At 70.3% G+C, this 25,229-nt stretch carries 23 protein-coding genes, 1 tRNA gene and 2 pseudogenes; 13 read left to right on the top strand and 13 right to left on the bottom strand.

Annotated elements, in window-relative coordinates; translation table 11 throughout:
- Positions 1-103 precede the first annotated feature (103 nt).
- The 5 genes and pseudogenes from ACRYCC_RS18485 to ACRYCC_RS18505 form a co-directional block, all read left to right on the top strand.
- On the top strand, positions 104-1,966 hold the full coding sequence (locus tag ACRYCC_RS18485; protein WP_433813624.1) for an AMP-dependent synthetase/ligase: 1,863 nt from the start codon (positions 104-106) through the stop codon (positions 1,964-1,966).
- A gap of 46 nt (positions 1,967-2,012) precedes the next feature.
- Positions 2,013-2,108 (top strand) — tRNA-Sec (locus ACRYCC_RS18490).
- A gap of 394 nt (positions 2,109-2,502) precedes the next feature.
- A complete protein-coding gene (locus ACRYCC_RS18495; RefSeq protein WP_433813626.1) occupies positions 2,503-3,198 on the top strand; it encodes a TetR/AcrR family transcriptional regulator in 696 nt (231 codons plus the stop codon).
- Positions 3,195-3,983 (top strand): VOC family protein, encoded by a 789-nt coding sequence (locus tag ACRYCC_RS18500; RefSeq protein WP_433813628.1) that lies wholly within the window; start codon positions 3,195-3,197, stop codon positions 3,981-3,983. The genes ACRYCC_RS18495 and ACRYCC_RS18500 overlap by 4 nt, the downstream gene beginning before the upstream one ends.
- 102 nt (positions 3,984-4,085) lie before the next feature.
- Positions 4,086-4,331: pseudogene (locus ACRYCC_RS18505) on the top strand (transposase family protein); the annotation flags it as partial.
- A gap of 149 nt (positions 4,332-4,480) precedes the next feature.
- Here ACRYCC_RS18505 and ACRYCC_RS18510 read toward each other — a convergent pair.
- Positions 4,481-5,533, bottom strand: coding sequence for a class I mannose-6-phosphate isomerase (locus tag ACRYCC_RS18510; protein WP_433813935.1), 1,053 nt, complete (start codon positions 5,531-5,533; stop codon positions 4,481-4,483).
- 1,007 nt (positions 5,534-6,540) lie between these two features.
- Here ACRYCC_RS18510 and ACRYCC_RS18515 point away from each other — a divergent pair.
- Both ACRYCC_RS18515 and ACRYCC_RS18520 read left to right on the top strand, forming a co-directional pair.
- Complete coding sequence (locus ACRYCC_RS18515; RefSeq protein WP_433813630.1) at positions 6,541-7,071, top strand: PLP-dependent transferase; 531 nt, start codon at positions 6,541-6,543, stop codon at positions 7,069-7,071.
- On the top strand, positions 7,068-7,550 hold the full coding sequence (locus tag ACRYCC_RS18520; RefSeq protein WP_433813632.1) for a CoA-binding protein: 483 nt from the start codon (positions 7,068-7,070) through the stop codon (positions 7,548-7,550). The genes ACRYCC_RS18515 and ACRYCC_RS18520 overlap by 4 nt, the downstream gene beginning before the upstream one ends.
- 52 nt (positions 7,551-7,602) lie before the next feature.
- Here the strand turns inward: ACRYCC_RS18520 and ACRYCC_RS18525 are convergent, their stop codons facing one another.
- Positions 7,603-8,037 carry a winged helix-turn-helix transcriptional regulator gene (locus ACRYCC_RS18525; protein WP_433813633.1) on the bottom strand — a complete coding sequence of 145 codons (435 nt, stop codon included), beginning with the start codon at positions 8,035-8,037 and terminating at the stop codon, positions 7,603-7,605.
- A gap of 81 nt (positions 8,038-8,118) precedes the next feature.
- On the opposite strand from ACRYCC_RS18525, the gene ACRYCC_RS18530 reads away from it, so the two are divergent.
- The gene (locus tag ACRYCC_RS18530; protein WP_433813634.1) at positions 8,119-8,553 is read left to right on the top strand and encodes a nuclear transport factor 2 family protein; all 435 of its coding nucleotides are present in this window, start codon (positions 8,119-8,121) and stop codon (positions 8,551-8,553) included.
- 153 nt (positions 8,554-8,706) lie between these two features.
- Here ACRYCC_RS18530 and ACRYCC_RS18535 read toward each other — a convergent pair whose 3' ends face one another.
- Entirely contained in the window at positions 8,707-9,288 is a 582-nt protein-coding gene (locus tag ACRYCC_RS18535) for a response regulator transcription factor (RefSeq protein ID WP_433813636.1), read from the bottom strand.
- Between the two features lie 282 nt (positions 9,289-9,570).
- Between ACRYCC_RS18535 and ACRYCC_RS18540 the strand changes: the two genes are divergently transcribed.
- Entirely contained in the window at positions 9,571-9,921 is a 351-nt protein-coding gene (locus ACRYCC_RS18540; protein ID WP_433813637.1) for a DUF6223 family protein, read from the top strand.
- A gap of 112 nt (positions 9,922-10,033) precedes the next feature.
- On the opposite strand, the gene ACRYCC_RS18545 is transcribed toward ACRYCC_RS18540, so the two are convergent.
- From ACRYCC_RS18545 to ACRYCC_RS18560, 4 genes are all read right to left on the bottom strand, one after another.
- Positions 10,034-11,440: an ATP-binding protein gene (locus ACRYCC_RS18545; RefSeq protein WP_433813639.1), complete on the bottom strand. Its 1,407-nt coding sequence runs from the start codon at positions 11,438-11,440 to the stop codon at positions 10,034-10,036.
- 202 nt (positions 11,441-11,642) lie between these two features.
- Positions 11,643-14,426, bottom strand: coding sequence for a helix-turn-helix transcriptional regulator (locus tag ACRYCC_RS18550; protein ID WP_433813641.1), 2,784 nt, complete (start codon positions 14,424-14,426; stop codon positions 11,643-11,645).
- 367 nt (positions 14,427-14,793) lie between these two features.
- Positions 14,794-15,060: a hypothetical protein gene (locus ACRYCC_RS18555; RefSeq protein ID WP_433813643.1), complete on the bottom strand. Its 267-nt coding sequence runs from the start codon at positions 15,058-15,060 to the stop codon at positions 14,794-14,796.
- Between the two features lie 969 nt (positions 15,061-16,029).
- Positions 16,030-16,194: a hypothetical protein gene (locus ACRYCC_RS18560; protein WP_433813645.1), complete on the bottom strand. Its 165-nt coding sequence runs from the start codon at positions 16,192-16,194 to the stop codon at positions 16,030-16,032.
- Positions 16,195-16,580: 386 nt separating this feature from the next.
- Between ACRYCC_RS18560 and ACRYCC_RS18565 the strand changes: the two genes are divergently transcribed.
- Complete coding sequence (locus ACRYCC_RS18565; protein ID WP_433813647.1) at positions 16,581-17,126, top strand: Rv1733c family protein; 546 nt, start codon at positions 16,581-16,583, stop codon at positions 17,124-17,126.
- Between the two features lie 230 nt (positions 17,127-17,356).
- Here ACRYCC_RS18565 and ACRYCC_RS18570 read toward each other — a convergent pair whose 3' ends face one another.
- The 3 genes and pseudogenes from ACRYCC_RS18570 to ACRYCC_RS18580 all read right to left on the bottom strand — a co-directional run bounded on the left by ACRYCC_RS18570 (position 17,357) and on the right by ACRYCC_RS18580 (position 19,779).
- Complete coding sequence (locus ACRYCC_RS18570; RefSeq protein ID WP_433813649.1) at positions 17,357-18,100, bottom strand: DUF4118 domain-containing protein; 744 nt, start codon at positions 18,098-18,100, stop codon at positions 17,357-17,359.
- Positions 18,101-18,231: 131 nt separating this feature from the next.
- Positions 18,232-18,543, bottom strand: a pseudogene (locus ACRYCC_RS18575) (GTP-binding protein); the annotation flags it as partial.
- A 231-nt stretch (positions 18,544-18,774) separates the two neighbouring features.
- Positions 18,775-19,779 (bottom strand): oxygenase MpaB family protein, encoded by a 1,005-nt coding sequence (locus ACRYCC_RS18580; protein ID WP_433813650.1) that lies wholly within the window; start codon positions 19,777-19,779, stop codon positions 18,775-18,777.
- Positions 19,780-19,870: 91 nt separating this feature from the next.
- Here ACRYCC_RS18580 and ACRYCC_RS18585 point away from each other — a divergent pair, with 91 nt between their 5' ends.
- Positions 19,871-20,545 (top strand): TetR/AcrR family transcriptional regulator, encoded by a 675-nt coding sequence (locus ACRYCC_RS18585; RefSeq protein ID WP_433813651.1) that lies wholly within the window; start codon positions 19,871-19,873, stop codon positions 20,543-20,545.
- Positions 20,546-20,599: 54 nt separating this feature from the next.
- Here the strand turns inward: ACRYCC_RS18585 and ACRYCC_RS18590 are convergent, their stop codons facing one another.
- Positions 20,600-21,322 (bottom strand): hypothetical protein, encoded by a 723-nt coding sequence (locus tag ACRYCC_RS18590; RefSeq protein WP_433813652.1) that lies wholly within the window; start codon positions 21,320-21,322, stop codon positions 20,600-20,602.
- A gap of 29 nt (positions 21,323-21,351) precedes the next feature.
- A complete protein-coding gene (locus ACRYCC_RS18595) occupies positions 21,352-22,437 on the bottom strand; it encodes a WD40 repeat domain-containing protein (RefSeq protein ID WP_433813653.1) in 1,086 nt (361 codons plus the stop codon).
- A 213-nt stretch (positions 22,438-22,650) separates the two neighbouring features.
- Between ACRYCC_RS18595 and ACRYCC_RS18600 the strand changes: the two genes are divergently transcribed.
- Both ACRYCC_RS18600 and ACRYCC_RS18605 read left to right on the top strand, forming a co-directional pair.
- The gene (locus tag ACRYCC_RS18600; RefSeq protein WP_433813655.1) at positions 22,651-23,091 is read left to right on the top strand and encodes an SRPBCC family protein; all 441 of its coding nucleotides are present in this window, start codon (positions 22,651-22,653) and stop codon (positions 23,089-23,091) included.
- Between the two features lie 182 nt (positions 23,092-23,273).
- Entirely contained in the window at positions 23,274-23,489 is a 216-nt protein-coding gene (locus tag ACRYCC_RS18605; RefSeq protein WP_433813657.1) for a hypothetical protein, read from the top strand.
- Between the two features lie 139 nt (positions 23,490-23,628).
- Here ACRYCC_RS18605 and ACRYCC_RS18610 read toward each other — a convergent pair whose 3' ends face one another.
- A complete protein-coding gene (locus ACRYCC_RS18610) occupies positions 23,629-25,224 on the bottom strand; it encodes a benzoate-CoA ligase family protein (protein WP_433813659.1) in 1,596 nt (531 codons plus the stop codon).
- Between the last annotated feature and the right edge of the window lie 5 nt (positions 25,225-25,229).

Consider the following 25,229-nt stretch of genomic DNA (forward strand, 5'->3'; position numbering starts at 1 on the left):
TCACAATCCCCCCGAAGTGGGTTGTCCGAACCTGGTTCTACATGGTGCGATGCACCTCTGCAAGTGAACACTGACAAAGATCGTTTACGGAGAGGTGCGCGAGATGACGGCAGCGCTGGGCCAGACGGCGGAGATCCTGGACGAGCGGGCGCGGTTCATGGCGGGGATCGCGGGTCAGACCTTGTGCACCCGGCTGGCGGACACGGCCGCCCGGTACGGGGACCTCCCCGCCTACTCGGACCGGACCGGCGACACCTGGCAGACCCTCACCTGGAGCCAGACCCGGCAGCGGACCCTCGAGGCGGCCGCCGGCTTCGTCGCCCTCGGCGTCGAGCCGGGCGAGGTCGTGGCGCTGATGATGCCCAACCGCAGCGAGCACGTCCTCGCCGACCTGGGCGCGGTGCACGCCGGCGCGATCCCCACCACGGTGTACGCGACGCTGGCACCGGACCAGGTGGCCTTCGTGGCCGCCAACTGCGGTGCCGTCGTCGCCGTGCTGGACGGCGCGGACCAGCTCGGCCGCTGGCAGCCCGTCCTGGACCGGCTCCCGTCGCTCCGGAAGATCGTCGTGCTGGACGCGGAGGCCTGCCCCGCGGACGAGCCGTACCTGACCTGGGACGCCTTCCTGGCGCTCGGCCGTGAGCGGCTGGCCGCCGACGCCGCCGGCATCGACCGCCGCTGGCAGGCGGTCACGTCCGGCGACACCCTCACGGTGCTCTACACCTCGGGCACGACCGGCGACCCGAAGGGCGTGATCATCACTCACTCCATGGCGCTGTACGAGGCCGCGGTGTCGGACGAGACCGCGGGACTGCCCGAGCACAACGTCGGCGTCTCCTACCTGCCCTTCGCGCACATCGCCGACCGGGTGCTGAGCATCTATCTACCGGTCGGCCGGGCCGCGCACATCCACTTCTGCCCCGATCCCGCGCAGCTCACCACTGTGCTGCGGGAGGTGCGGCCGAACGCGTTCTTCGGGGTGCCGCGGGTCTGGGAGAAGATCATGGCGGGCATCCAGGCGGTGCTCGGCATGGAGACCGACGAGGCCAAGCGGGCGGCGGTGGCCGGCGCCATGGAGACCGGGCGCGCGTACGTGGCGAGCCTCGAGTTCGGCGGGACGACCTCGCCGGAGCTGACCGCCGCCTTCGAGCAGGCCGACGCGGCCGTGCTGTCGGTGATGCGCGGGCTGCTCGGGCTCGACCGGGTGATGCACGCCCTCAGCGCGGCGGCTCCGCTGCCCGTGGAGGTGGCCAGGTTCTTCGCCGGGCTGGGCCTGCGGATCCTCGACGTGTACGGCATGACCGAGACCACGGGCGCGGTCACCGCCAACACCAACGACCAGTTCAGGCTCGGCACCGTGGGCCGCCCGTTCCCCGGCGTGGAGCTGCGGCTCGCCGAGGACGGCGAGATCCTGGTCCGCTCGCCCACCTGCACCTCCAGTTACCTGAACCGGCCGGAGGCGACCGCCGAGCTGCTCGACTCCGGCGGCTGGGTGCACACCGGTGACGTCGGCGCGCTCGACGACGACGGCTTCCTCAGGGTCGTCGACCGCAAGAAGGAGCTCATCATCACCGCGGGCGGCGAGAACATCGCCCCCTCGCTCATCGAGAACCACCTCAAGGAGCACCCGCTCATCGGCCAGGCCCTCGCCTACGGAGACGGGCGCCCGTACGTCGTCGCGCTGATCACCCTGGACGGCGAGGTCGCGCCCGGCTGGGCGGCGGCGCACGGCCTCGACACCACCGACCTGGCGGCCCTCGCCGAGCATCCGCTCGTGCTCGAGGAGGTCGGCAAGGCCATCGAGGACGCCAACACCCGGCTGGCGCGGGTCCAGCAGGTCAAGAGGTGGCGGCTGCTGCCGGCCGAGTGGACCGCGGAGAGCGAGGAGCTCACCCCGACCCTGAAGCTCAAGCGGCGGGTGGTGCACGGCAAGTACACCGACGCGATCGAGGCCCTCTACACCTGAGCGATCATGAGCGTGGCGCCGGTGACCAGGGTCTAGGGTCATGGGCGGAGGCGGGTGAGCACCTGGTGGTCTCCGCGGTCTTCAACACCGATGGGCCCGAGGATCTCGGGCCGGCGGGTTCGATCCCCGTACGCCTCCGCCACCTGCGAAGACCCTGATCTGGACATCGAGCGGCCGGTGATCGCGCTCGTCAATTCGGCGCCGATGCGACCAGAATGCGACCGTGCCGTCATGGCCGCTCAGCGACGTGCACTCCGTCCCCTGCGTGGCGGATGAGGTCGCGGACCCGGCCGTGTGGGCCGATCCCACCCCCATGGGCCGCCTTTCAGGAGTACACCCATGTCCGCGATCGGTCATGCGCATGAGGGGTCTGCGCCACGTGCAACAAGCTGTTCGATCCCGACCGGATCGACGTACGGGCGCGGTTGATCGTCCAGAGAGCCTTCACGCGGATACCGCCCGTCCGGGACCGGGATGTCGATGCCGCTCGGCATCAACGATTGACTATGGGGCAGCCATAGTCAATTCTGTCGTCTGTGGGACCAGCACCTGGCGAGCAGGCACCGGCGCGTTCGTATCGTTCGAGCCGCCGGGAGGAGCAGGCACGCCGCACCAGGCGACGGGTGATCGAGGCCGCGACCTCAGTGTTCGTGGCGCAGGGATATGCCGGCACCACGATGCGCGCCGTAGCGGCGGCGGCCGGTGTCTCGGTGCCGACCGTCGAGCTGCTGTTCGGCACCAAGGCGCGCCTGCTCAAGGACGCCATCGATGTCGCGATCGCCGGTGACGATGAGCCGGTCCCGGTGCTGGAACGCGACTGGACGGTGGCGGCGCTGAACGCCGGCAGCGGGGAGGAGTTCCTTGATGTCGTCGCCGGTGTGATCGGCTCGGCCCAGGCGCGTTCCGCCGGCCTGGTCCTGGCGGTGTTCGAGGGATCGACAGCCGATTCCGGGCTGGCCGAGGTCGCTGAGCAGATGATCGAGCAGCGGGAGGTCACTGCCGGCTGGGTCGTTGACGAACTGACCGCCCAGGCCGCCCTGCCCGCCGGCCTGGGAAGGCAGGACGCCATTGACACCGTGTGGATCCTGATGGACCCCGCGCTGTTCGACCGCCTGGTCCGTCACCGTGGCTGGACGGTCGAGCGCTACCAGGACTGGTTCGCCCGCTCCGTCCGTCGGCTGCTCATCCACGACACCCCCGGATCCGTCCGCCACCGAAGGAGAACGACGTGAGCCGACGCACTCGCGCCATGGGTCAGTACCCGCCCGAAGGCGGCATCGCCTACCTGCAATTGCCCGCCACCGACGTGGCGCGCTCCGCGGCCTTCTACCAGGCGGCCTTCGGCTGGTCCACCGACGGCGAGCACGGCGACTTCGAAGCACCCGGGATGATCGGCCAGTGGACCACCGATCTGGCACCGGCCCGCGATGCCGGGCCTGTCGTCTGGGTCTGGGTCGACCAGCTGTATCCCGCGCTGCAACGGGTGCAGGCCGCCGGTGGCCGGGTTCGCGGACGCCCCCGGCCGGACGGCGGTGAACGTTGGCTGGCTGAGATCGACGACCCCGCGGGCAACCGGATCGGCGTCGTCGCGCCGGCCCGCACCGCCCAGGCCCAGACGCTGCTCGGCGTCCGCGACGTCGAGGCATCCAGCCGCTGGTACCAGCAGCTCCTCGGTCTGCGCAGCGACCACGGCGGGCCGGAGTACGAGCGCCTGCTCGCCGACGGCGTCCTGGTGCTTCAGCTCCACCAGCGGCGCGTCGAGCACCACCACGGCCTGTTCACCGACGACGGCAGCGATGTCGGAAACGGCGTCCTGGTGTGGTTCGGGGAAGTCACCGACTTCGACGGCGTGCTCCAGCGCGCGGCCGACCTCGGGGCCACGGTGGTCCGCCCCCCGCACCGCAACCCCCCGCAGGGCCAAGGCAACGGGCCGGGCCACCGCGAGATCTGGCTCAAGGACCCCGACGGCTACACGGTCGTGGTCGCCAGCACCGACGGCGAGGCGTACGAGGTGTAGCGCGACACACCGAACCGGGTCCCATCCGCGCTCTGGCCACGGACAACGAGATCAGCCGGTCGGTCGGGCAAGCACGAGCACCACGGCGGGAACATCCAGGCGGTGTCCGCTCCTGACGGATGGCCGCCGTGGACCTCCGACGTGCGGCCGGGACGGGAGCACGACCTGACCGCGGCCCGGGCCGACCCAGATCTGCCGCGCCGGATCGCCGAGTGGGTCAGTGACGGGCAGATGAGCCTGGCTGACCTGGGCTACGAAGGTGAACCGGACATCTTCAAGGTGCCGTTCAAGAAGCCCAAGCGTGGCCGACTGACCGTTGACCAGCAGGCGTTCAACGCCGTCCATGGCGCGTTTCGCTGCCTCGGTGACCGCGCGAACTCCTTGTTGAAGACCTCCTACAAGTCCTGCGCCGCTATCGCGGCCGTCCGTGGCGCACGGGAAGGATCACCGCCGCAGCACTCGTCCTGCTGCACATCGAGCACGAGCGCACCACGTGATCACACTCTCGTGCTGTGCGGCGATCGGCAGGCGGAGCCCGACGGCGGCCGGCAGCGGATCGCCATGAGATCGCCGCGCAGCGTGCAGCCTCCGGCGGCGTGCGGGACGAGGATCGTCTGGCCGGAGCGGACATCGATCGTGCCGGAGTGCTGGGTGTCCAGCACTCCGGCCCCGGTGACGACCACGACGATCGAGAAGGCGGGGTCCAGGACGGCGACCGGAGCGGGCCGGATGCGTTCGGCGGCGAAGAAGGCGTCCGCGACCTCGGGAAAGAGCCGGTCAGTGCCCGGACGGATCCCCTGCGCGTGGAGGCGGGCCCGGCGCAGGTCACCGACTCGCCGTTGGTCCCAGGATTGCCGGTCGACGCATGCCAGGGCCTGGTCGAAGCCGAGCCCGAGCTGACCGGCTGAAGGGTCGATGTCGTACCCGTCCCACTCGAGCAGCACCGAAAAGTCCGTCGGCTCCTGGATCTCCACGAGCATGATGCCCTCGCCGATGGCATGCGGAAGGCCGGCCGGGCAGACGATCGCGTCGCCCGGACGCACGGGTATCCGGTTCGTCGCGGCCAGCATGTCCGCGATCTGCTGCCCGGTGACCCAGCGCGCCAGTTCGCCCGCGTCGACGTCCCGCTGAAACCCCAGGTGGACGACGGCGCCGGACACGGCTTCCACGATGACCCATGCCTCGGTCTTGCCGTACGGCGACGCCAGGTGCGACCGCGCGAAGCGCCGGTCAGGATGAACATGGAGCGGAAGCCGCTCGCCGGCGTCGAGCAACTTGACCAGGATCGCGGGATCGGCTCCGTACCTGGCCACGTGCTCGGGCCCGAGCCAGCGCTCCGGCTCATCAGCGATGGCCGTGGCGAGCAGGCGCCCGTCGGCAAGCCTTGTCAACCCGTCGGGCTCCGCTCCATGGCGTGCCGTGGCCGATCCGATCCAGTCTTCGGGGTAGTACGGATCGGCGGGCGCAGCCGTACCCCGGAATCGGTTGATGCGGCCCGCGCCGCGATAGAACGAACGCGGCATGTTGGCCGGGAGCATGACGGGTCGCACGCGTCTTTCTCCTATTGCCGGACTTGTGTCCTGCTGCGGGACGGCCGCGACCGGCCGGCCACCGCGGCTACGGACGGGATTGCCGCTCAGGCCTTCAGCGTGCCAGATGCGGTGCCACGTCAGCGGCTACGCGGCGAGGAACGCCGTCAAAGCAGGCGGCTGGAGGGGATGAAGGCCAGGTCGAGACGGGCAAGCGGCGGGCCAGCCGACCATGAACTGGCCGGCTGGAAGATCCACGCCGATCTGCGCCCACTCGGCGAACAGGGCCTCCACGGAGGTCTTCGTCGACCTCAACTTCGACCCCGAGGTCGGCGGTCTGCACGCCGACCATGCCGAGTCGATGCGCCGCGCCGAAGCCGCCCTGGAGGCCCTCGGCCCCCTCACCCGGTTGAGCTCGCGGCAGGCAGACGCACCGGGGTCCCCGGCCCCCATTACCGCGAGGGCCGGGGACCCCGGCGTCTTCGGTGCCGGGGTGAAGATGGGTCAGAGTCGCCGCGCGCGAGGCTCGGGTGTCAGGTCGCCGAGTCCAGCTCGGCCGGCTTCCACCAGCCTCACAACGTGGGAGCCCCGGCCCCAATGGAAAGGCCCGCCTGCTCTCCCCAATGGTCCAGGTAGACGACCTTCGCGACGGGACGGCGGCGGACCGGACCATGGTTGCCCCGAGGCCAGCCCACGACGATGTGCCCGGCGAGCATCCAACAGCACGGACGTGAACTCACCCGCACGATCATGCAACTCGTACGTCGCCCGATCGGATCGGGCGCGACGACTGTCATCTTGATCATCCGGACGGGTCATCCCGTAGACCGGTTCGATCACCCGCAGCGCCTGATCCGCCGCCTTCGCGACGACGGCCCGCGACTCTGGCGACCGCAAGACCATGAACCGCCACTCCTGTGCGTTGGCACCGCCCTTGGCAGTTGGGGCCTGGCGGATCAGTACCGGAAGGAATCGGCTGCGGTCACCCGCTGCAGTTCCACGAGACGTTCGGGGCCTACGGCTATCTGATGAAGCTGCGCGCCGAGACCCTTCGCGATCTCGGCGCGACGCTCGCGCCGCTCAACGCGTTCTTGTTCCTGCAAGGGCTCGAGACGCTGTCGCTGCGGATGGAACGCCACGTCGAGAACGCACGGGCGGTCGCGGCATTCCTCGAGTCGCACGAGCTGGCGGCGAATGTCACCTACCCCGGCCTGCCGGCGAGCAGGTACCGGGCGCTCGTGGAGAAGTACCTGCCACGTGGTGCCGGCGCGGTGTTCTCGTTCGACTGCGCCGGTGGCCGAGCCGGCGGACAGGACCTCATCCGTGGCGTGACGCTCTGGTCCCACCTGGCCAACGTCGGCAACGCGAAGAGCCTGATCATCCACCCCGCCAGCACGACACACCGCCAGCTGAGCGACGACGAACTCCGGGCAGCCGGCGTGGCACCGGGAACGGTGCGGCTGTCGGTCGGCACCGAGTCCGTCGAGGATCTGATCTGGGACCTGGAGCAAGGTTTCGCGCACGTCACCGCGACAGCGGGAAAGGTAGCGGGAGCATGACCGATCTGGGGCACTACCAGGACCCGTTGACGATCCAACGCGTGCTCCACACCGCAAGGACCATCGCGATCGTGGGCCTGTCGAACAACGAGCTGCGAGCCAGCTACTTCGTCGGCTACTACCTCAAGCGGCACGGCTACCGCGTGATCCCCGTGAATCCCCGTGAGACACAGATCCTCGGCGAGACGTGCTACGCGAGCCTGCTGGACGTGACCGTGCCAGTGGACATCGTGAACGTCTTCCGCGCGCCGGATGCGCTGCCCGGGATCGCACGGGAAACCGCGGCGATCCACGCCGGCGCCCTCTGGTGCCAGTTCGGCGTTATCAACGAGGAGGGCGCGCAGATCGCGGAGGACGGCGGCGCGAAAGTGATCATGGACCGCTGCCTCAAGATCGAGCACGCGCGCTACGCGGGCCGGATGCACTGGCTCGGCTTCAACACCCAGCGCATCACGTCCATCCGCGGCGGGCTTCAGTAGGAGACGAGGAGAACTCGCGGCACGCGCAAGGGGATGGTCAGCGGGCGGACGTTCATCCTTGCGTTGCTGCGCCGGGTGCGCGGGCCTGGTTAGCCGTTGTGTTCACGTTAGCCGTGTGTTCACGGTCGTAGGCGGCCTGGGCGGCAGCGACGGTGCCGCGGTGCCGTTTTGCCCAGTCGGTGAGCTCCAGCAGCGACTTGTGGAGTTCCTGGGCCATCTCCGTCAGCGTGTACTCGACCTTGGGCGGAACGACCGGATGGACGGTGCGGATGAGCAAGCCGTCCCGCTCCAGCTTGCGCAGCTTGAGCGTGAGCATGCGCCTGCTGATTCCTTTGATCGAGCGTTCCAGTTCCGTGAACCGAACCGGCCCCTGCGCGGCGGCTACCAGGATGCCGATGCTCCACTTCCCGGAGACGTGATCGAGGACCTCCGAGACCGGGCACGCCTCGCTGGCCAGGGCTGACACATCGATGTGACTCTGGGACATGAAAGTGCCTTCTTCCGCCGGGCTCGACAGTCACCAATCATGTGCTCGGTATCAAATCGTGCACCATCGGAAGGCGGCTCAATGCTTCAGGAACTCGCAGACCGCACCGCGATCGTGGACGCTGTCATCGCGTACGCGACGGCCGTGGACACCAGGGACTGGCAGAGGCTGGGCGCGCTGTTCACCAACGACGCTTGCTGGGAGTACAGCGGTTCGGGAGAACGGCTCTGCGGGCCGGACGCGATCGTTGCCAGGATCAGCACCAGCGTGGAGCGATTCGACGCCACCCATCATCTCAACGGCAACCATGTCGCCGTGGTGCACGGTGACGAGGCTGAGCACACGTGCTACTACCAGGCCCAGCATGTCCGCCTTGGCCTGCCCGATGGTGACAAGTTCCTTGGCGGGGGTCGCTACGACGACCGGCTGCGCCGAACTCCGGACGGCTGGCGGTTCACCCACCGCAAGATCATTAGCGTTTGGAGCGAGGGAAACCCCGCTGTGATCACGTTTTAACGGCAGTGAGCTGGCGTCTACCGCTGCTACTGTCCCCACCCGGTACCGCTGTCGGCGCTGGTCAAGGTCGCTGGCCGCAGATGACGATCAAGGAGGAAATTCAGACCGGCAAGGGCCTGTTGGGCGCGCTCGCCGTGCTCCTCGGCGTGCCGGTCACCGGATAACGCGCCTCCGCGACGCATCCGGGTGTCGGTTGAGGCCGCCGGTGTCCGGGGCGGGCGGGGTCATGAGGCCGGACTCGTAGGCGAGGACGACGAGCTGGGCGCGGTCGCGGGCGTGGAGTTTGGTCATGGCCCGGTTGAGGTGGGTTTTCGCGGTCAGCGGGCTGATGACCATGTGGTCGGCGATCTGGTCGTTCGACAGGCCCCGCGCGAGCAGGGCGACGGCCTCGCGTTCGCGGTTGGTCAGCTCGTGGAGGCCTGTGCCGGGCGCGAGGTGGGCGGGCGGCTGGCTCACGTACCGTTCGATCAGCCTGCGGGTGATCGACGGTGCGAGCAGGGCGTCGCCGCGCGCGGCGACGCGCACCGCGTGCAGCAGGTCCTCAGGCTGGATGTCCTTGACCAGCTCACGCGCCGACCCGTCATCCACGACCAGCGCGGTGACCAGGAGAACAGCCAGCAGAACCACCGACCCCGCGGCCGTGACGACATGACGGCCCGCCCGCACCGCGCCGTACCCGAACCGGCCGAAACCGGCGTTGGGGCCCTGCCCAGACAGCCCAGCTGACAGCTGCACCCCCGCTACCCCGGCCGCGATCGCCCAGTCCCCGAGACCAGCCGGAACACCGCGCCGCACAATCCGCATATCCGCACCCTAAACAGACACCACCCCCAGCGGATCGAGCCGGAACACGAACACCGGTTACCGCACACGCAGTACTCCCACCGCCCCTGCCGCGTCTGCGGTAGCCGGATACGCCAGGAGCGGTACCGCGAAAGTGCCTGCGCCAGGAGGACGACCGGCACCATCACACCCACGCAGAATCAGTCCCGACCACACCCAGAACAGGAGAACGACATGAGCTCATCGGCAGCCCTGATCATGGACCTCGCCGGCGACTTCGGCACCGGCAACAACAGAGCCGGCGCCATCATCGCTGGCGTCGTGGCGCTGATCGGCACGGTGATCGCAGGCCTCGCACTGGTCCGCTCCGGTCGTTCCAACGCCACCAGGCGATCCATCACGGCCGTGGCGGTCTCGCTCACCGGCGTTGCCCTCGGCTGGCTGCACCTGGCCACCTCCACCGGCGGCATCGGCACCGGCAACGGCCGAGCCGGAGCCTACGTCGCCATCGCGGTCGGACTCATCGGCGCAGCCCTGGGCACGCTGGCTCTGGCCCGCTCCCGCCAGACCACACCGACCAGTTGACCAGCACCCACAGCCCAGGTCTTGGACTTCAGCAGAGGTCGTGTTTCCCCGCCAGCCGGGTCCCGATCGGACCGGATGCCCGGGCGGCTCGGATCGGGCCGCGATGGCTCCATTACACCGAGGATTCAGGTCCTGTGCTCGGCGCATCGCGACGTGGCGAGAGGGGAAGCCGGAGGACGAAGTGGGCCCCGCCGTGTGGGGGATCTTCGGCGTGGAGGGTGCCGTTATGGGAGTGGGCGATGTCGCGGGCGAGGGCCAGGCCGAGGCCGGTGCCTCCCTGGTCGCGGGTGCGGGCGGCATCGAGCCGGGCGAAGCGTTGGAAGACGCGTTCCCGGTCGCTTTCGGCGATGCCCTCGCCATCGTCGGTTGTGGTCAACTCGGCGCTCGTGCCGTTGCGGCGTAGCTGGATCCGTACGGTGTGCGTGGCGTGGCGCTGGGCGTTGTCGAGCAGGTTGGCCAGGACCCGGCTGATCTGGGCTCGGACGGCGACGACCCGTACGTTGGATTCGAGCTGGGTCCGTACCGGATGAGGGTCGCCCACTCGTCGCAGGAGATCGGTGCGGACGAGTTCTGCCAGGTCTATCTCCTCGGGCACCATGGGCGCCTTTCCATCGATCCTGGCGAGGAGCAGCAGGTCGGTGATGATGGCCTGCAGCCGGTCGACATCGTTCAGTGTGCGGTCGAGCAGATCGCGAAGGTCGGTGTCATCGGGGTGCAGCTGGGCCTCCTCAAGCTGCGTGCGCAGCCCGGCGAGCGGGGTGCGCAGCTCATGGGAGGCGTCGGATGCGAATTGACGCTGCTGTTCGAGTGATCGCTGTAACTGCTTTTGGGCGTTTTCCAGCCGCTGGAGCGTGTTGTTGATGGTGCCGGCGAGGCGGGCGATCTCACCGTTGCCGGATGGTTCGGGGACCCGGGTGCTCAGGTCGTTGAGGTTGATGGCGGCCAGTTCGGCGCGGATCTCGTTCACCCGTCGTAGCATGCGGCCGGTGGTCCTTCGTGTGACCCAGGTCGCCAAGAGGACCAGGACGGCCACCTGGACGGTTAAATGCACTGGGGAAAGGCGATCGAAGATCACGCTCGAGGACGATGCGCCCGCGTAGACCACGTGTGAGCCGGGTGTCGGCTCGGCGGCGGCCTTGCCGGCCGGCGTGCCGTCGCACGCTCCCATCAGGATCAGCTGCATCACCGCCATAAAAATCACGAAGACGGTGACCTGGCCGCGCAGACGGAGGCGTGGAGACGGTAGGCGCACGGTCGAGACTCGCTCGTGAGTCGAGCGTGGGGTGTGGCTGCCCGCGAGGACTTCGCGGCGCCGCCGGTACTCGTCATCGTCGATCTCACCGCGCGCGAACCTCTTGAAGAGCCTTTCCTCCTCGTCGGTGCGCGGTCTTCGGCGGGTGGTGGAGGACCTGCCCAGCCATACCGGCAGGACCATGCTGAGGATCACTACGCATCCGACAATGCCGGACGGCGAGGCCAGCCCGTTCCATCCGGTCGCCTCTCCGCTGTAGAAGTACATGATCCTGACCCTCCGTCAGAGGCACGTGTGTCGCGCAGCCGCAGCCGCGGCCATCGCGGTGCCGCCGCCGGCCATCACCTGGCCCTGTGGGAGATACCGGCACGTTCACATTGCCCCCATGGGGAGGTAGTCCATACCGCATGTCCGTGTAGGTACTTTGAGAGGGGTGGGATCAGCCCGGTCAGGGTGGTCGGGTCGTTCGTTACGGGCTCTCGGGAGGCTGCTCTGCGGCGATTCGGGCGAGTTCGACACGCGAGTTGATGTCGAGTTTGCGGAAGATGTTGCGGAGATGGAAGGCCACGGTATGGGAGGAGACGAACATCCGGTTGGCGACCTGGCGGTTGGTCAGTCCCTGGGCGACGTGTGCCGCGATGTTGCGTTCGGTCTGGGTGAGGCTGTCCCATCCGGACACCGGGCGTTCGGCCAGGGTCCAGTGGCGGCGTCGCACGCCCAGCTTCCGGAGCCGGGCGCGGACGCGTGCCGCGTCCCGCAGGGCGCCGATCCGTTGGTAGCCGTCGAGTGCCTGGTCCAGGCTGTGGACGGCGCTTTGGTGGTCGGTGGCGGCGAGCAGGATGCCGAGGTCTTCGGCGGCTGAGGCACCTGCCCACGGGGTCCGGCATCCGGCGGCAGCGTCGGCCAGGGCGGTGGCGTCCTTGTGCACGAGTCCGCGGGCGTGGGCGGCGGCGTGGGCGAGGGCGGGAAAGTCTGGGTTGTTCTGCGCAAGTTGCTGTGCCCGGGCGGTGACGGTTTCCGCGAACGCGCGGTCTCCGGCGGCCAGCGCGACCCGGGTCTCCCACGCCGCCAGGTTGAGCTCGGTGACGAGGCGCCAGTTCCAGCTCCGGGGCTCGGCGTCGCCTGCGTCGAAGATGGCTTTCGCCCGTTCCGGGCCGCCTCGGGCCTCGGCAACCAGCAGTGTGGCCCACCTGCCCCAGCCCGCGGGGAACGTCACCTGGGCTGCCTGAGCATGGTATGGCTCAATGTGTGCTGCGGCCGCGTTCAGGTCCCCGCGCAGCACCGCGACGTAGGCGAGTACGGCGGCCCCGAAGAGGGCGAACACATGCGTACCCTCGGCGAAATGCAGTCCCGCCTCGGCCTCGGCGACGGCGTCGTCGAGCCGGCCGACGCCCGCTCGAAGGTAGGCGCGCACGAACATGGCGCCAACGGCCTGCACGATGTTCCCTCGCGCCTCGATCTCCTCGTCGGCGGCCTGAAGGACGGCCTCGGCCTCGTCGAATTCGCGTACGTTCTGCAGGCACAGCGCCAGGTACAGACGTGGCGGCATCATGCCGTGCAACGCGACCGATCCGCGGGCGGCGATCCGTACCGCCTCTCGGATGTGGTCGAACCCGTCCGCGACCCGCCCGTCCACCCAGGCGATGTGCAGGAGCAGCATGAGCGCTCCGACCTTGGCGGTATCGCTGCGCCGACCACGGCCCGCCACGATGGCCTCCGCCCGCCGACGGCCTCGCTCGAAGTCCTGCGCCGCGATCAGCCCCCAGAACCACGTCAGCTCCGCGGCGTCGCGGAGGTCGTCGGGGAGATCCTGCTGAGCCAGCACGTCTTCGGCCTCGGACACTCCTTCGTCCGGCCGCCCCCACAACAGCTGAATGCGCGCCAGTTCGTTGCGCAAGCGAGCCGCCTTGTCTGGCGGCGCCTGGCCGAGTCCGGCACGGGCGAACTCGGCCGCCTCAGACAGCCGTCCGGCGGCGGTAAGGGCTACGACGGCCGCCACAGTGCGGTGGAAGCGGTCGGCGTCGGCCGGGTCGGTGAGTTCGAGGGCTCGTACGGCGAGTTCCGCGGCGGTCTGTGGCGAAGTCAGCAGGACTTCGCGGGCCGCCCGGTCGAGTCCGGCGAGCGCGCGTGTATCACCGGGCCGGGCCGAGGAGACGAAGTGTGCGGCTGCTGGGACGGCGGAGCCGCCACGGTCGAGCAGCACATGACCGGCCTGCAGATGCAGGGCCCGCCGCAAGGAGGTGGGAAGGCTGTCGGTGACGGCTTGCCACAGCAGGTCGTGCCGGAATGCCAGTGCGTCGTCGGTGGCCAGAATGATCTGTGCGGTCAGCGCTTCCTCCAACGGGGGCAGCAGCCGGCTGCTGGGCTCGCCGAGCATGGCAGCCAGCTCGTCGACGGAGAAGGTGCGACCGAGGACCGCCGCGACCTGAAGGAGATGGCGGGTTTCTCGGGACAGCCGGTCCAACCGCGTCCGGGCGAGCGCATGAACGCGCTGCGGCAGCTGCGGCAACCGCGCGGACACCAGATGCGCGCGGCCGCCCTTGAGCTCGATGGCGGCTTCATCGCGGAGCCCGCCGAGCAGCTCGACGAGCAGGAACGGGTTGCCGCCCGCACCGCCGGCCAGCGCGAGCACATCGGCCTCCGGTTTCGCGCCGAGGACGTCGACGGCGACCTCACTCACCGCGTCGTCGTCCAACGGCTCCAGCAGCATCCGGCCGGCGCCCTCTCGCTCCAGCGCCTCGAACAGCCGTACGACGGCGGGATCGCCCGCGCCGCTGGTACGAGCGAGTATCCACACCAGCGGGTAGGAGGCCAGCTCCGGCTGCAGCGTCCGCAACGCGAACAAGGTCGTCGGATCGGCCCACTGCAGGTCGACCAGCGTGATCAGCATCGGACCCCGCGCCAGCCGCTCCTCCAGGTGTGCCCGTAGCCGATCTACCAGCCACAGCCTCAGGTCCCCGACAACCGAGTACGGGAGCCCTTCAGGCACCCCCAGCGTCTGCATGGTCTCCCCGAGCGCCGCCAGCAGCGGTACCAGAGGAGCCAGCCGCCGCAGCTCATCCGCTCTACCCTGCGCGACCACGATCCCCCGCGCCACAGCGGCGTTGGCGGCTTCCGCAAGAAGCCGGTTCTTGCCGATGCCGGAGGGGCCCTCGATCAGCAACACCCCGCCCTGGCCCGCCTGAGCCGCCCGCAGCAGATCGGTGACGACACTCCACTCTTGCGCGCGGCCACGCCAGCCGCGCCGCGACAACCCCCCAAGATCAGCCCGGCCCGCAGGCTGCGAAAACGCGGCCCCCATAGGTTCAGCAGACCACCCCCAACCCGCCATCCGCAAGCTCTCCCACCACTGGCCCGCCGAGCCCGCACCGGCGGATTCCGCGGAGCCGGCGGCTACGGAAGCGGCAGCGGATACGGGATGGGATACGGCGGGGTACCGATGGGCCCGAGGATCTCGGGCCGGCGGGTTCGATCCCCGTACACCTCCGCCACCTGCGAAGACTCTGATCCGGACATCGAGCGGCCGGTGATCGCGCTCGTCGTAGGGTGATGGGTCCCCGGCCGCTTCAACCCGTGGTCGCCTGCACAGGCGGTGCGGCTCAATGACACGCGGCCCACGCTCACGGGCTCTTGCCCAGATCCCGCCTGACTATGGCCATCATTCGAGCTGCGCGTCTGGCCCGCAGGCGGCTGAGGAACCTTTTCCCGCAGCGATTCTCTTGCTGCGCCTCAGCGATCTCCCGCAGGAACGCCATCTCGACGTCGTCTCCGCTCGCCTCGAAGTTCCGGGCAAGAGCGATAGCAGTGCGTCTCCTGATGGAGCGGGTGTTCAGCTGGAAGGAGAAGGTCCCGACCATCAGCAGGAAGAGGCCGAACACGAGCATCATGCCCTGGCTCCTTCAGCGCGTCGGAGGGCGGCCACCTTGGTGCAGAGGCGAAGCGATGTCGGCTGGTTCCCGGGGAACTCGCGCCACGGCTCGCGGCCTGGGTCGGGGAGGGGCTTGATCTCTTCGCGAGTCACGGTCTTGGTCCTATCGTGGCGGGAGGCCGGCTCCGCGGGGGCGGCCGGCTCGGCGGGGGCGGCCGGCTCGGCGGGGGCGGCCGAATTCACTGTATTGAACAGCCGACCAGTCCTGACACCGGGAGCACCACGGGTGACCGGCATGGACATCGCGTCTGGTCGAACTCTCATGACCGCGTCCGCGATAGGCGCACGGGGTCAGGGGCCGCAGCGTTCCGGAAGTTAGTGGTAGTTCCAGAGCTTCTGGGAGTTTTTGCAGATGCGATGTCTCTTCTTACAGAAAGCGACCTGAGTAATCGACTTTCCGCTAACGTTAGTATTCGACACTTGCTGCAGGCCACGGTTGATAGTGGGGCTGAGCACTGTCGAGTTGTTCCTGTTGAACTTGCCGTTTCCGCTCCGCAGACTGACAGGACCAGCACTGCCGTTATCATCGCCGGTGATGGCGGCCGCCCTGGAATCCTGACGGTGCGCCACCTCAGTCGCGATCGCATGTGGCGACGCGATGGCCCCTGATGCCAAGATCACGAGCGCCGCAAAGCCTGCCCTCCGCGCGTAGACGGCCGCGCCGGCATGGGGACTCGAATCAAGTTGAAGAAGCATTTCGTTGTGCACCTGACCCTTTTAGAGTGCTCGGGGAAGAGAACTTCGTTTGCCTGTCATCAGGGACGGCAACCTTCATACCCCGGCGACCCGCACCAATCTCGCTCAGCCGTGACTCGCAGCACAGATAGTTACTCGCCCTTTGTTATCACAACAACCATCCGAGGGCTCACGGGCTCCTGCGCTCTTGAGCGCTCATCCCGCAAGCGGCTCATCCCGCCCGTCGTGTTGTTCATCTCCCGAGTGCAGCCCTGGCGCTGCCGGTGACCCGCTGGCCGCGCTCGTCCCGTTCGGGGGCGTGCAGGACGACGAACACGTGGTCGGGGTATGCGTGGACCTTGGGCACACGGTTGCGCTCGACGCAGTCCTGGATCAGCAGTGGTTGCGCATCCTCCATGGTTTGCTGCTCCTGTTCACAGACCGATTGCCGGGCTCACGCTAAGTCCGCCAGGGGCCGTTCACGGACGCTGTTACGGGGTCATTACGGCGGAGCGGCCATATCTGACGCCGTCTTGACGGTCGTGGCCCGCCTCCGCGCTGATGGAGTGGATCAGCACTGACCTGCTGGGGTGCTGTCACGGTCCCGTACGGCCGCCCTCAACGACGGCCCCGGCCGGAAGCTCGCGGCGCTCCTCAAGCCACCCGCCCGGTCACCGATCGGCGGGCGTGACCGCAACGGCGCCGTTAAGAAGCGGCCACTCGGCGTATGGAACCCATGAATATCGTGCGGTGCCGACATTCGACGGTGTTGTCTGGCCTCTGATCGAGGGGAAGGACGGCCCGATGAGGTTACCGGCGGGACTGGTGGCGATGCCTCCGTGGGCGACACTGCCGATGGTCGCCATGTTGATCACGCTGCTGGCCGGTTCCCAGGTCTACTCCGCCCAGTTGGACCAAGAGCACCGGCGCACCGGCGTGCACCGGGTCGAGGCCGTCCTCCTGCAAGCGAGCGGATCCCCCGCGGTCTCGGTCCCCTGGGGGAGCGCAGGCGAGCGAGTGGCCGGCAACGGGCTCCGCGTGCAGATCGCCTGGGACGGGCAGGACGGTGTACGCCATGTCGGAGCGGCGCCGGTACCGCCGAACCGGCCGGCGGGCACGCACATCAGCGTGTGGGCGGACTCCTCGGGTGTCATCACGCGGGCGCAACCTGGACGCGGTAAGGCTCTGCTCACCGCGGCACTGGCCGGTGGCGCCTGCGCCGCGGCGATGCTGCTCGGCGTTTGCGGGGCTCGCGCGGCCCGCCGGGTCCGGAGCGCGCGTCGGGCCGCCTCGGAGATCGATCGCGAATGGGAGCGTGTCGCGCCCGCCTGGCCTGGCCGGCGTTCTTGACCTTCGATCGCCTCGCACCCCGGCTTCGAAAGGCCGGATCGCGGCAGTCCCGAGCTGACGGCTCTCGCTCACACTCTGCGCCGAACGAGTGGCACGGCACCAGGAGGAGCCACGGGCGAGTGCGGTCCACCCGGGCACCGCCGGGGACGGGTACCGCGACCTCTGCGGAACGGCCGCGCGGCCCGCTCCGGCTGCGCTCGCGGCCCTCCCCGGCCACGGGTGGCCAGTCGTTACCGTGAGTGCTCGGCGGTGTCGAGTGCGCGCCCGACCTGGTCGGCGAGGGTCACCGCGACAAGGCGTGCCTGCAGGGACGGGATGGTCCCGGGCGTGGGCTGGAGCATGAACCGGCCGTAGTAGTGCCCGTTGCCGAACGTGCGCAGTTCGACCTCCTCAGGGGGGAGCCCGTGCCGGTCGACGTCCCAGTGCTTGTGGCCCACGACCACGGTGCCGTCCTGTTCGAGGCGGGGCGGATGGCCGAGCAGCGACCCGTACTCGAACCGGCATCCACGCAGGCCCAGCAGGTCGGTGAGCTGCCTGTTCACATGGTCGACGACCGTGCTGGGCGACCTGGCGGATTGGGTGAGCTCGGCGGTCTGGTGAAGCTGGGACAGGTAGCCGGCATCGGTGACGACGATCGTCTTCAGGCGGCGGGCGCGGGCGGCCAGCTGTGAGACCACCAGTCCGACGAGGAGCAGCAGGACGGCGGTCTGGACGTCTTCGGCTTTGGCGATGGTGAAGCGCTGGTAAGGCTGGGTGAAGAAGAAGTCGAACCAGACTGCCGCCGACAGCGCCGCGAGCGCACCGGCGACGCGGTGCCCGTTGACGGCCACCGCGACGACCACCACCACCAACGCCAAGGCCACATTGGTGTTCGCGGAGCCCGTACGAAACGGCAGGAGGACCGCCGACAGGGCGAGCGGGGCCAGCACCCCGGCCACCACCGCCAAACGGTCCCTTCCCAGGTAGCGAGTCATATGTCACATCTCCCGCCTCCTGTCTAGCAGGGGTGATGAGCCGTGCCCAGGGACCAACGGCCCTTCCGCGCGCCTCGGCACCGGACCGGTGCGTGCCTGAGTGCGGAGGCCCTAGTTCAGCTCACGGCCTGGTAGTCGATCGCGGCGAAGCTCGACTCCAGACGCCGGGTGTCGACCAGGACCACCGCGCCGAGGGCGCCCCGGGAGAGCTCCTCCCACATGAACCAGAAGCGGTCCTGGCCCGGGGTGCCGAACAGGTAGAGGGCGGTACCACGGCTGAGCGTGATCCGGCCGAAGTCCATCGCCACGGTGGTGGTGGCCTTGCCCTCGATCCGGTCCAGGTCGTCCACAGCGGTGCCGGCCTCTGTCAGGACCTCCTCGGTGTGCAGGGGGCGGATCTCGCTCACCGCCGCCACCAGCAGCCGCTGCTGCTCGGGCGACAGGCGTACGTGGTCGGTCCGGTACGGGTCGCCCCGAGCCGACGAGGATGGACACGATGTCGAGCCGTTCACCGCTCGATCGGGTACGGCCGCGCGTGAGGGCGTAGGGGCGGACAAGAGGTCCCGCCGCGTCATCGACCCAGCGCTCCTCGCGGGAAGCCATGGCGGGTCAAGCTCCGGCCGCGATCGCCGGGACCTCGCCGGCAGCTCGGGCGGCACGCCGTCCCACCGAGATCAGGCGGTGGCTTCGACCTCCTCGCGGGTCAGCACCGGGTCGGGGGCGGTCGGGGCGGTGGAGACGACCGGGCTCGTCGCGCCGGGGCGCACCCGGGCCTGGGCCTCGCGGAACTCCCGCAGCGGGCCGGTGGCGTCGTGCAGCCCGTTGAGCGCCAGCCACAGCGCGGCGCGGCGGGCGCGGAGCCTGATCGGGTTGGGCGGCTGGTAGAGGGCGAGTTTCCGGCCCCACTCGGGGAGCATGTCGCGGGCCGCCCAGTCCATGAAGGAACTGCCGGGCGACCAGGGCGGGAGCTTGTTCCCGCGCAGGTTGGGCCCGGTGCCGAACGCCTTGATGGGGGTGACGGCCAGGCGCGGCAGGTACGACTCGAGGCAGTCGGCCACTTCGGCCTTGGTGGCGGGCAGGTCGGTTCCGCCGAGGGACTCACCGACGCGTACGAACTCGCGGTAGTACCGCTCCAGGTCCGGCCCGCGCAGCGGACGGCGGTGGTAGCGCTCGTGCGCGGTCGCCAGTCCCCACACGACGGTCGCGTAGTTCCACCGCAGCCAGTCCGGGTCGTCGGCGTCGTAGGGCAGCCCGTCGGGGCGGGTGCCCTTCACCGTGTGGTGCATGGCGCGGACGGTGCGGGCCAGCCGCTCCGCGCTCGCGGTGGAGCCGTAGGCGGTGCCGATGAAGAACGAGATCGAGTGCCCGAGCCGCACCGAGGCTCCGTCGAGATCGATGTTGCCGGTGGGGACGCCGTCGACCCGTTCGGCCAGGCGCGAGTGGTCGTAACCCATCCAGCTGATGCTCGGGTCCAGCCCCTCGATGTAGGCCGCGCCGATCAGCCCGAGCAGCAGCGTCGGAAGGTGCGAATGCACGTACCAGACCGCGCTGCCAGGGCCGAACCAGCCGGGGTCGCCGTCCGGTCCGCTGAAGTCGATCCCCTTGAAGTACCTGGACCGGACCTCCGTGTCGAAGAAGTGGTCGAATCGTCTCGCGAGGACGTTGGCTTGCAGCGGCATCCGGCGCTCCCGATCAGCTCATTCTGGTCACGGCTGTATCCAGATTAGCCATCTGGGCACGGCCGTGTCCAGACTTGGTATCGTGAGCGCCATGGCGAGGGTTCGAACGGCCACGACCACCCGATGGGCGGGGATCCCCGCGGCCCGGCGCAAGGACGAGCGGCGCGATCTGCTGGTGAACGCCGCGTTCGAGCTGTTCGGCGCCGAAGGGGAGGCCGGGCTGTCGGTGCGCGCGGTGTGCCGGGCGGCCGAGCTCCATACCCGCTACTTCTACGAGAACTTCGCCGACACTGGCGAACTGCTGGCCGCCGTCTACGATCAGCAGGCGGTGGCGCTGTCTGCACGGCTCACCGACGCCCTGCACCAGGCGGGCGCCGCCCCCGGGACCCGTACCCGCGCCGGTATCCGCAGCGTGCTGCGGTTCATCACCGACGATCCCCGCCGCGGGCGCGTGCTGTTCGCCGAGGCCCGCGGCAACGAGGTCCTGGCCGCACGGCGCAGAGCGGCACAGACCGCCCTGCTGGACGACCTGATCCTGGCGAGCCTGCCCGGGAGCGAGGAAGCCGCTCCGGCGCTACCGGCGCTCATCGCCGCGACCATGTTCGCCGGCGCCATGAGCGAACTGGCCCAGCAGTGGGCGGACGGACGGCTGGGAGACGATCTCGACGCGGTCGTCGACGATGCCGTCGAGCTGTCGCTGGCCCTGCACACCAGGACCGTGGAACGGCTGACTCGCGACGCCCGGCGCCCCGGGGCGGCGCCCTGACATGGACCCGGATCCGGTGGGACGGCAGCACCGGCGGGCGTCCCCGGGCACGGGCTAACCAATCCCCAAGAGGATCAGCGCGAGACTCACGTTGGTCGTCACGAATCCCGTGACCGCGCAGGCACGGGTCCAGAGGGCCCAGCGGGCGGCCCGGGCGGCGAGATGGTCCACGGCCTCGGGGCCGGAGCGGAGGGTCGCGCCCTCCCCGTCGGGGTGGTCGGAGCCGCCCAGGACGGGGGTGCCCGCGCCGTCCCAGGCCGGCACGCCGATCACGAACACCGCGACACCCGGCCGGACCCTCCACTCCCTGGTCTCGGAGACGTCATGGTCCGAGTCGTAGGTGTGGCGGACCGTCGAGCGGGTGCGGGCGGTGGTCACCACGCGGTCGCGTCTCCCGGTGAGCGAGCGTTTCGCCAGTTCCGGGGTGATGATCGCCTCGCCGGTGTCGTCCTCGACCACGATCTGTCCCACGACCTCGCGGCGCTCGACGAGCCAGGTGTCCTGGTTGTCCGACTCCCGGTAGGTGCCCGAGCGAAACTCGGTCCAGTAGCAGACGCACTCCTCGCCCGACACCGGTGCGCGCACGACCTCGCTCGCGGTGGTCCGCGCCGCCAGCGCCACGCGGGGCGGGGAATCCTCCCGCAACCGCCCGCACGTCACCACGGGGGTGTCCGCGGCGACCCGCCACCGGCACCGGTGACCGCGGTGCAGCACCAGGCAGCACGGAGCGAACACCAGCAACAGCAGGACCCCCGCCGCGACACCGCCCGCGCTCACCTCGCTCCTCCCCCTCGACGACTCGCCGGTCAGATCGCCCAGCGCCGGAGGAACCCGTCGTCCTCGCAGACGGTCAGGGTCGTCCCGTCACGGCCGAAGGCCACCAGGGAGACGCCGAACCCACGGGCGAACAGCGTCGCGGTGGCGCGCAGGGAGGCGACGTCCCACAGCCGGACGGTGACGCCGGCGGCGACGGCGACGGTCGTGCCGTCAGGGCTGAAGGCCACCGAGTCGACCCAGCGCGACCCGGAGAGGGTGGCGGTGACCCGCCCGCTCGCCACGTCGAGCAGGCGGACGGTGCCGCCGGTGTCGCCGGCGGCCACGGTCCCGCCGCCGGGGGCGACGGCCGCCGACGAGACGATGGCCGGGACGGTGAGCGTGACGTCGCGTTCGGTGGCCGTCTCCCGCACGCGGAGCGTGCTCGTGCCGGTGGCGGTACTGGTATCGACGATGGCGCTCCGGTCGTCGGCGCCGCCGACGACCGCGGAACAGCTGTCGTGAACGCCGTCGGCGGGGAGCTGCGAGGCGTCCAGCAGGACCGGGCTCCGAGGCGCGGGAAGGACGGCGGGCGGGGCCGCGTAGGGGACGGGCCGGTGGGCGGCCTCCGAGACGAGCGCCCCCGCCGGGACGGCGGCAACGGCCAGGCCGCCGAGGACGGCCGTGAAGCCGGCGGCACGGCGCGGCAGGCCCCGGACAGGGTGTGCCCGGGACGGCGACGGCGCGTCGGCCGCCGGGCCACCGGGGCCGGAGGTCCACCGGAACAGCCGTACGGTGACCACCAGCAGGCCCAGGGCGGACGAGGCGAGCAGGACCAGCGGTGGCACCACTGCCTTGCCGGGATCCGCGTGGGCGGGGTCGTCCGGGTCCACCCACAGGTCGGTGCGATGGCCGTCCGGCCAGTCCGCGCCCCGCAACCGGCTGGAAAAGCGCTCCCCGCCCATGCCCCACTGGTAGTCGCACCGGAGGACGCCGGCGTCGGAAAGCCACACTCCGCAGTCGCTGACCCGGGCTCCGAGCCGCTCGCCGGTCCCGGTCCACCCCTGGGCGACCGGCAGGGCGATACCGCAGCAGACCATCCCGGCCAGCATCGCCGTCAGCAGCCCGGGCCTCCCCACCCCACCCCCCCCACCGCGCTCCGCGCTCCGGCACGGAGGCCCTGGTGCGCGGCCGACCTCGCCGCGCTCAGGCCCCTCAAGGCGAACACCCGGATTATCGGCTCCCCGCTCCCCACCGGCAAGGCATCGCCGTGCCCGGCGGCCCGGCGCACGCCGCAGGCACGGATTGCCGTCACCCCACGCGCTCCCGTCCCATCCACCACAATGGCGTGCATGACTCACGTCACGGCAACCGCAGACAGAACGATCGGCGCGTCCCCGGAGCGGGTGCTCGCGGCGCTCGGCGACTACGACGAGACCCGGCCGAAGCTGCTGACCGGGCACTACAGCGAATACGAGGTCCGCGAGGGAGGGCAGGGCGCCGGCACGGTCGTGCACTGGAAGCTCGCCGCGACCAGCAAGCGGGTGCGCGACTGCCTCATCTCGGTCAGCGTCCCCCGGGACGGCACGCTCGAGGAGCGCGACGCCAACTCCACCATGGTGACCACCTGGACCGTCGCGCCGGAGGGCGACGGCTCGCGGGTGCGGGTCGAGACCACCTGGAAGGGCGCGGGCGGCATCGGCGGCTTCTTCGAGCGCACCTTCGCCCCGGGCGGCCTGCGCCGCATCTACGACGAGCAGCTCGCCAAACTGGAGTCGGCGCTCACGGGCTGACCGGTCCCGCGAACCGCCCCCTGCGCGGCCCGGGCCGCTCCTGCGGCCGGGCCGGCCGCGCGTACGTGACGGCAGTGGCAAGCCCGTTCTCACCACGAGATCCGTTGACATTGGCCCGTTTTGTGGCGGATGTTCGGTCCAGTGACCGCCGGGATCCACCGGGGCGCGAGTTCGGAGGGTCCATGACCGAGGTTCCGGCCTGGCTGCTGTCCACCCTCGCGGTGGCCGTCGTCGCCGTGGAGGTCGCGGCGATCGCGACCCGCAAGAAGGGCGACACGATCAGCGAGCGGCTCCGGGTGCTGCTGGGCATCCGACCGCGCCGCTGGTGGCGGCCGATCGGGATCGTCGGGATCTGCGCGCTCGCCTCCTGGTTCGTCATCCACCTGATCTACAACTGACCGGCGCTCAGTTCTTCGCCCTGGAGAACCGTCCCCTGCTGCTCGACGAGGCCGCGGTGCCTCTGGCCCCTTGGCGGTTCGCCGCACGAGAGGCGTTGCCCGCATGGCTCTCGATACCCGGCGGTGACTCCCGCCGGGGTTACCGCTGATCCTCACCGGACCCCTGGGGCGTCAGCAGCCCCGCGGCGAACTCGCGGACGGCGAAACGCCGCAGCTTGCCGGTGGCGGTGGTGGGCAGCTTGTCGACGATCAGGACGTCGCGGGGCCGTTTGAAGGCGGCCAGCCCGGCCCGGCAGAACTCGATGAGCTCGGCAGGGGTCGCGCCGGAGCCGTCCCGCAGGACGACGCACGCGATGGGCTTGTCCAGGCCGTCCCCGTCGGGCAGGCCGACGACGGCGGCCAGTACGACGGCCGGGTGCTCCAGCAGCCGGGCCTCGACCTCGGTGGGCGAGACCCAGATCCCGCCCGCCTTGATCATGTCGTTGGTGCGGCCCAGGCAGGTGTAGTAGTCCTCGTCGTCGGCGACGTAGGTGTCGCCGGTGCGCAGCCACTCACCCTCGAAGACCCGGCGGGTGGTGTCGGTGCGGCACCAGTAGCCGGTCGCGATGGACTCCCCCTTCACCAGCAGCGAGCCGGGGCTGCCGGTGGGGACATCCTGTCCCGCGCCGTCGACGAGCCGGAGCCGGTAGCCGGGGACGGGCCGGCCGGTGGTGCCGGGACGGACCTGGCCGGGCCGGTTGGAGATGAAGATGTGCAGCGCCTCGGTGGTGCCGATGCCGTCGATCAGCTCCACTCCGTACCGCTCGGTGAAGCGCCGGTAGAGCTCGGCGGGGAGCGGCTCGCCGGCCGACACCCCGAGCCGTACCGAGGCGAACGCCTCGCGGGGCACCTCGGCGGCCAGCAGCGCGGCGTAGAAGGTCGGGACGGCGAAGAAGAGCGTCGGACGGTCGGCGAGCAGCCGTTCGGTGACCGAGGCGGGGGTGGGCCGGGCCGGGTCGAGGATCGTGGTGGCGCCGGCGGCGAGCGGGAAGAACAGCGAGTTGCCGATGCCGTAGGCGAAGAACAGCTTGGCCACCGAGAAGCAGCGGTCGGCCGCGGTGATGCCGAGCACCTGGGCGCCGAAGGTCTCGCCGACGTGGCGGATGTTGGCGTGCCGGTGCATGGCCCCCTTGGGGACGCCGGTGGTGCCGGAGGTGTAGAGCCAGAGTGCGGGCGAGTCCTCCCAGGTGTCGTAGGGGTCGAGCACTCCCCCGGCCTGGGCGGCCCCGGCGCCGGTCACCTCGTCCAGGCCGCGCAGGGATACGCCGGCGGGCACCGCGAACCTCTCGTCGCCGTCGACGACGACGTACCGCAGCTCCGGCGCTCCGGCGACGGCCGTCCGGGCGGCGAGCGCGAACCGGTCGCTGACGGCGAGCACCCGGGCGCGGGTGTCGCACAGCAGATCGGTGAGCTCCCGGCCGGTCAGCATGGTGGAGACCGGCACCGCGACCGCCCCCAGGCGCATCACGGCGAGGATGGCCGCCGCCATCGCGGGCCCGTCGGCCATGAACAGCACGACCCGCTCCTCCGGGCGGACGTCCCAGGCGCGCAGCCCGGCGGCGAGGTCGCAGACGTACGCGGTGAGCTGCGCGTAGGTGAGGTCGCCGCCGGGGCCGGTGAGCGCGAGGCGGTCACCGGCGCCCTCGTCCAGCCGCGCGTCCAGCAGATGGGCGCTGGCGTTGAAGGTCTCGGGCATGGCGC

The organism is Actinomadura scrupuli (genome assembly GCF_050971785.1).
In the GTDB taxonomy this organism is placed as follows: Bacteria; Actinomycetota; Actinomycetes; order Streptosporangiales; family Streptosporangiaceae; genus Actinomadura_E; species Actinomadura_E scrupuli.

What these genes read in the sequence shown, in the direction of transcription:
- ACRYCC_RS18485 (WP_433813624.1), top strand. Translation starts at nt 104, where the DNA reads ATGACGGCAGCGCTGGGCCAGACGGCGGAGATCCTGGACGAGCGGGCG.
- ACRYCC_RS18515 (WP_433813630.1), top strand. Translation starts at nt 6,541, where the DNA reads ATGAAGCTGCGCGCCGAGACCCTTCGCGATCTCGGCGCGACGCTCGCG.
- ACRYCC_RS18520 (WP_433813632.1), top strand. Translation starts at nt 7,068, where the DNA reads ATGACCGATCTGGGGCACTACCAGGACCCGTTGACGATCCAACGCGTG.
- ACRYCC_RS18525 (WP_433813633.1), bottom strand. Translation starts at nt 8,037, where the DNA reads ATGTCCCAGAGTCACATCGATGTGTCAGCCCTGGCCAGCGAGGCGTGC.
- ACRYCC_RS18530 (WP_433813634.1), top strand. Translation starts at nt 8,119, where the DNA reads ATGCTTCAGGAACTCGCAGACCGCACCGCGATCGTGGACGCTGTCATC.
- ACRYCC_RS18540 (WP_433813637.1), top strand. Translation starts at nt 9,571, where the DNA reads ATGAGCTCATCGGCAGCCCTGATCATGGACCTCGCCGGCGACTTCGGC.
- ACRYCC_RS18545 (WP_433813639.1), bottom strand. Translation starts at nt 11,440, where the DNA reads ATGTACTTCTACAGCGGAGAGGCGACCGGATGGAACGGGCTGGCCTCG.
- ACRYCC_RS18555 (WP_433813643.1), bottom strand. Translation starts at nt 15,060, where the DNA reads ATGATGCTCGTGTTCGGCCTCTTCCTGCTGATGGTCGGGACCTTCTCC.
- ACRYCC_RS18560 (WP_433813645.1), bottom strand. Translation starts at nt 16,194, where the DNA reads ATGGAGGATGCGCAACCACTGCTGATCCAGGACTGCGTCGAGCGCAAC.
- ACRYCC_RS18565 (WP_433813647.1), top strand. Translation starts at nt 16,581, where the DNA reads ATGAGGTTACCGGCGGGACTGGTGGCGATGCCTCCGTGGGCGACACTG.
- ACRYCC_RS18570 (WP_433813649.1), bottom strand. Translation starts at nt 18,100, where the DNA reads ATGACTCGCTACCTGGGAAGGGACCGTTTGGCGGTGGTGGCCGGGGTG.
- ACRYCC_RS18580 (WP_433813650.1), bottom strand. Translation starts at nt 19,779, where the DNA reads ATGCCGCTGCAAGCCAACGTCCTCGCGAGACGATTCGACCACTTCTTC.
- ACRYCC_RS18585 (WP_433813651.1), top strand. Translation starts at nt 19,871, where the DNA reads ATGGCGAGGGTTCGAACGGCCACGACCACCCGATGGGCGGGGATCCCC.
- ACRYCC_RS18600 (WP_433813655.1), top strand. Translation starts at nt 22,651, where the DNA reads ATGACTCACGTCACGGCAACCGCAGACAGAACGATCGGCGCGTCCCCG.
- ACRYCC_RS18605 (WP_433813657.1), top strand. Translation starts at nt 23,274, where the DNA reads ATGACCGAGGTTCCGGCCTGGCTGCTGTCCACCCTCGCGGTGGCCGTC.
- ACRYCC_RS18610 (WP_433813659.1), bottom strand. Translation starts at nt 25,224, where the DNA reads ATGCCCGAGACCTTCAACGCCAGCGCCCATCTGCTGGACGCGCGGCTG.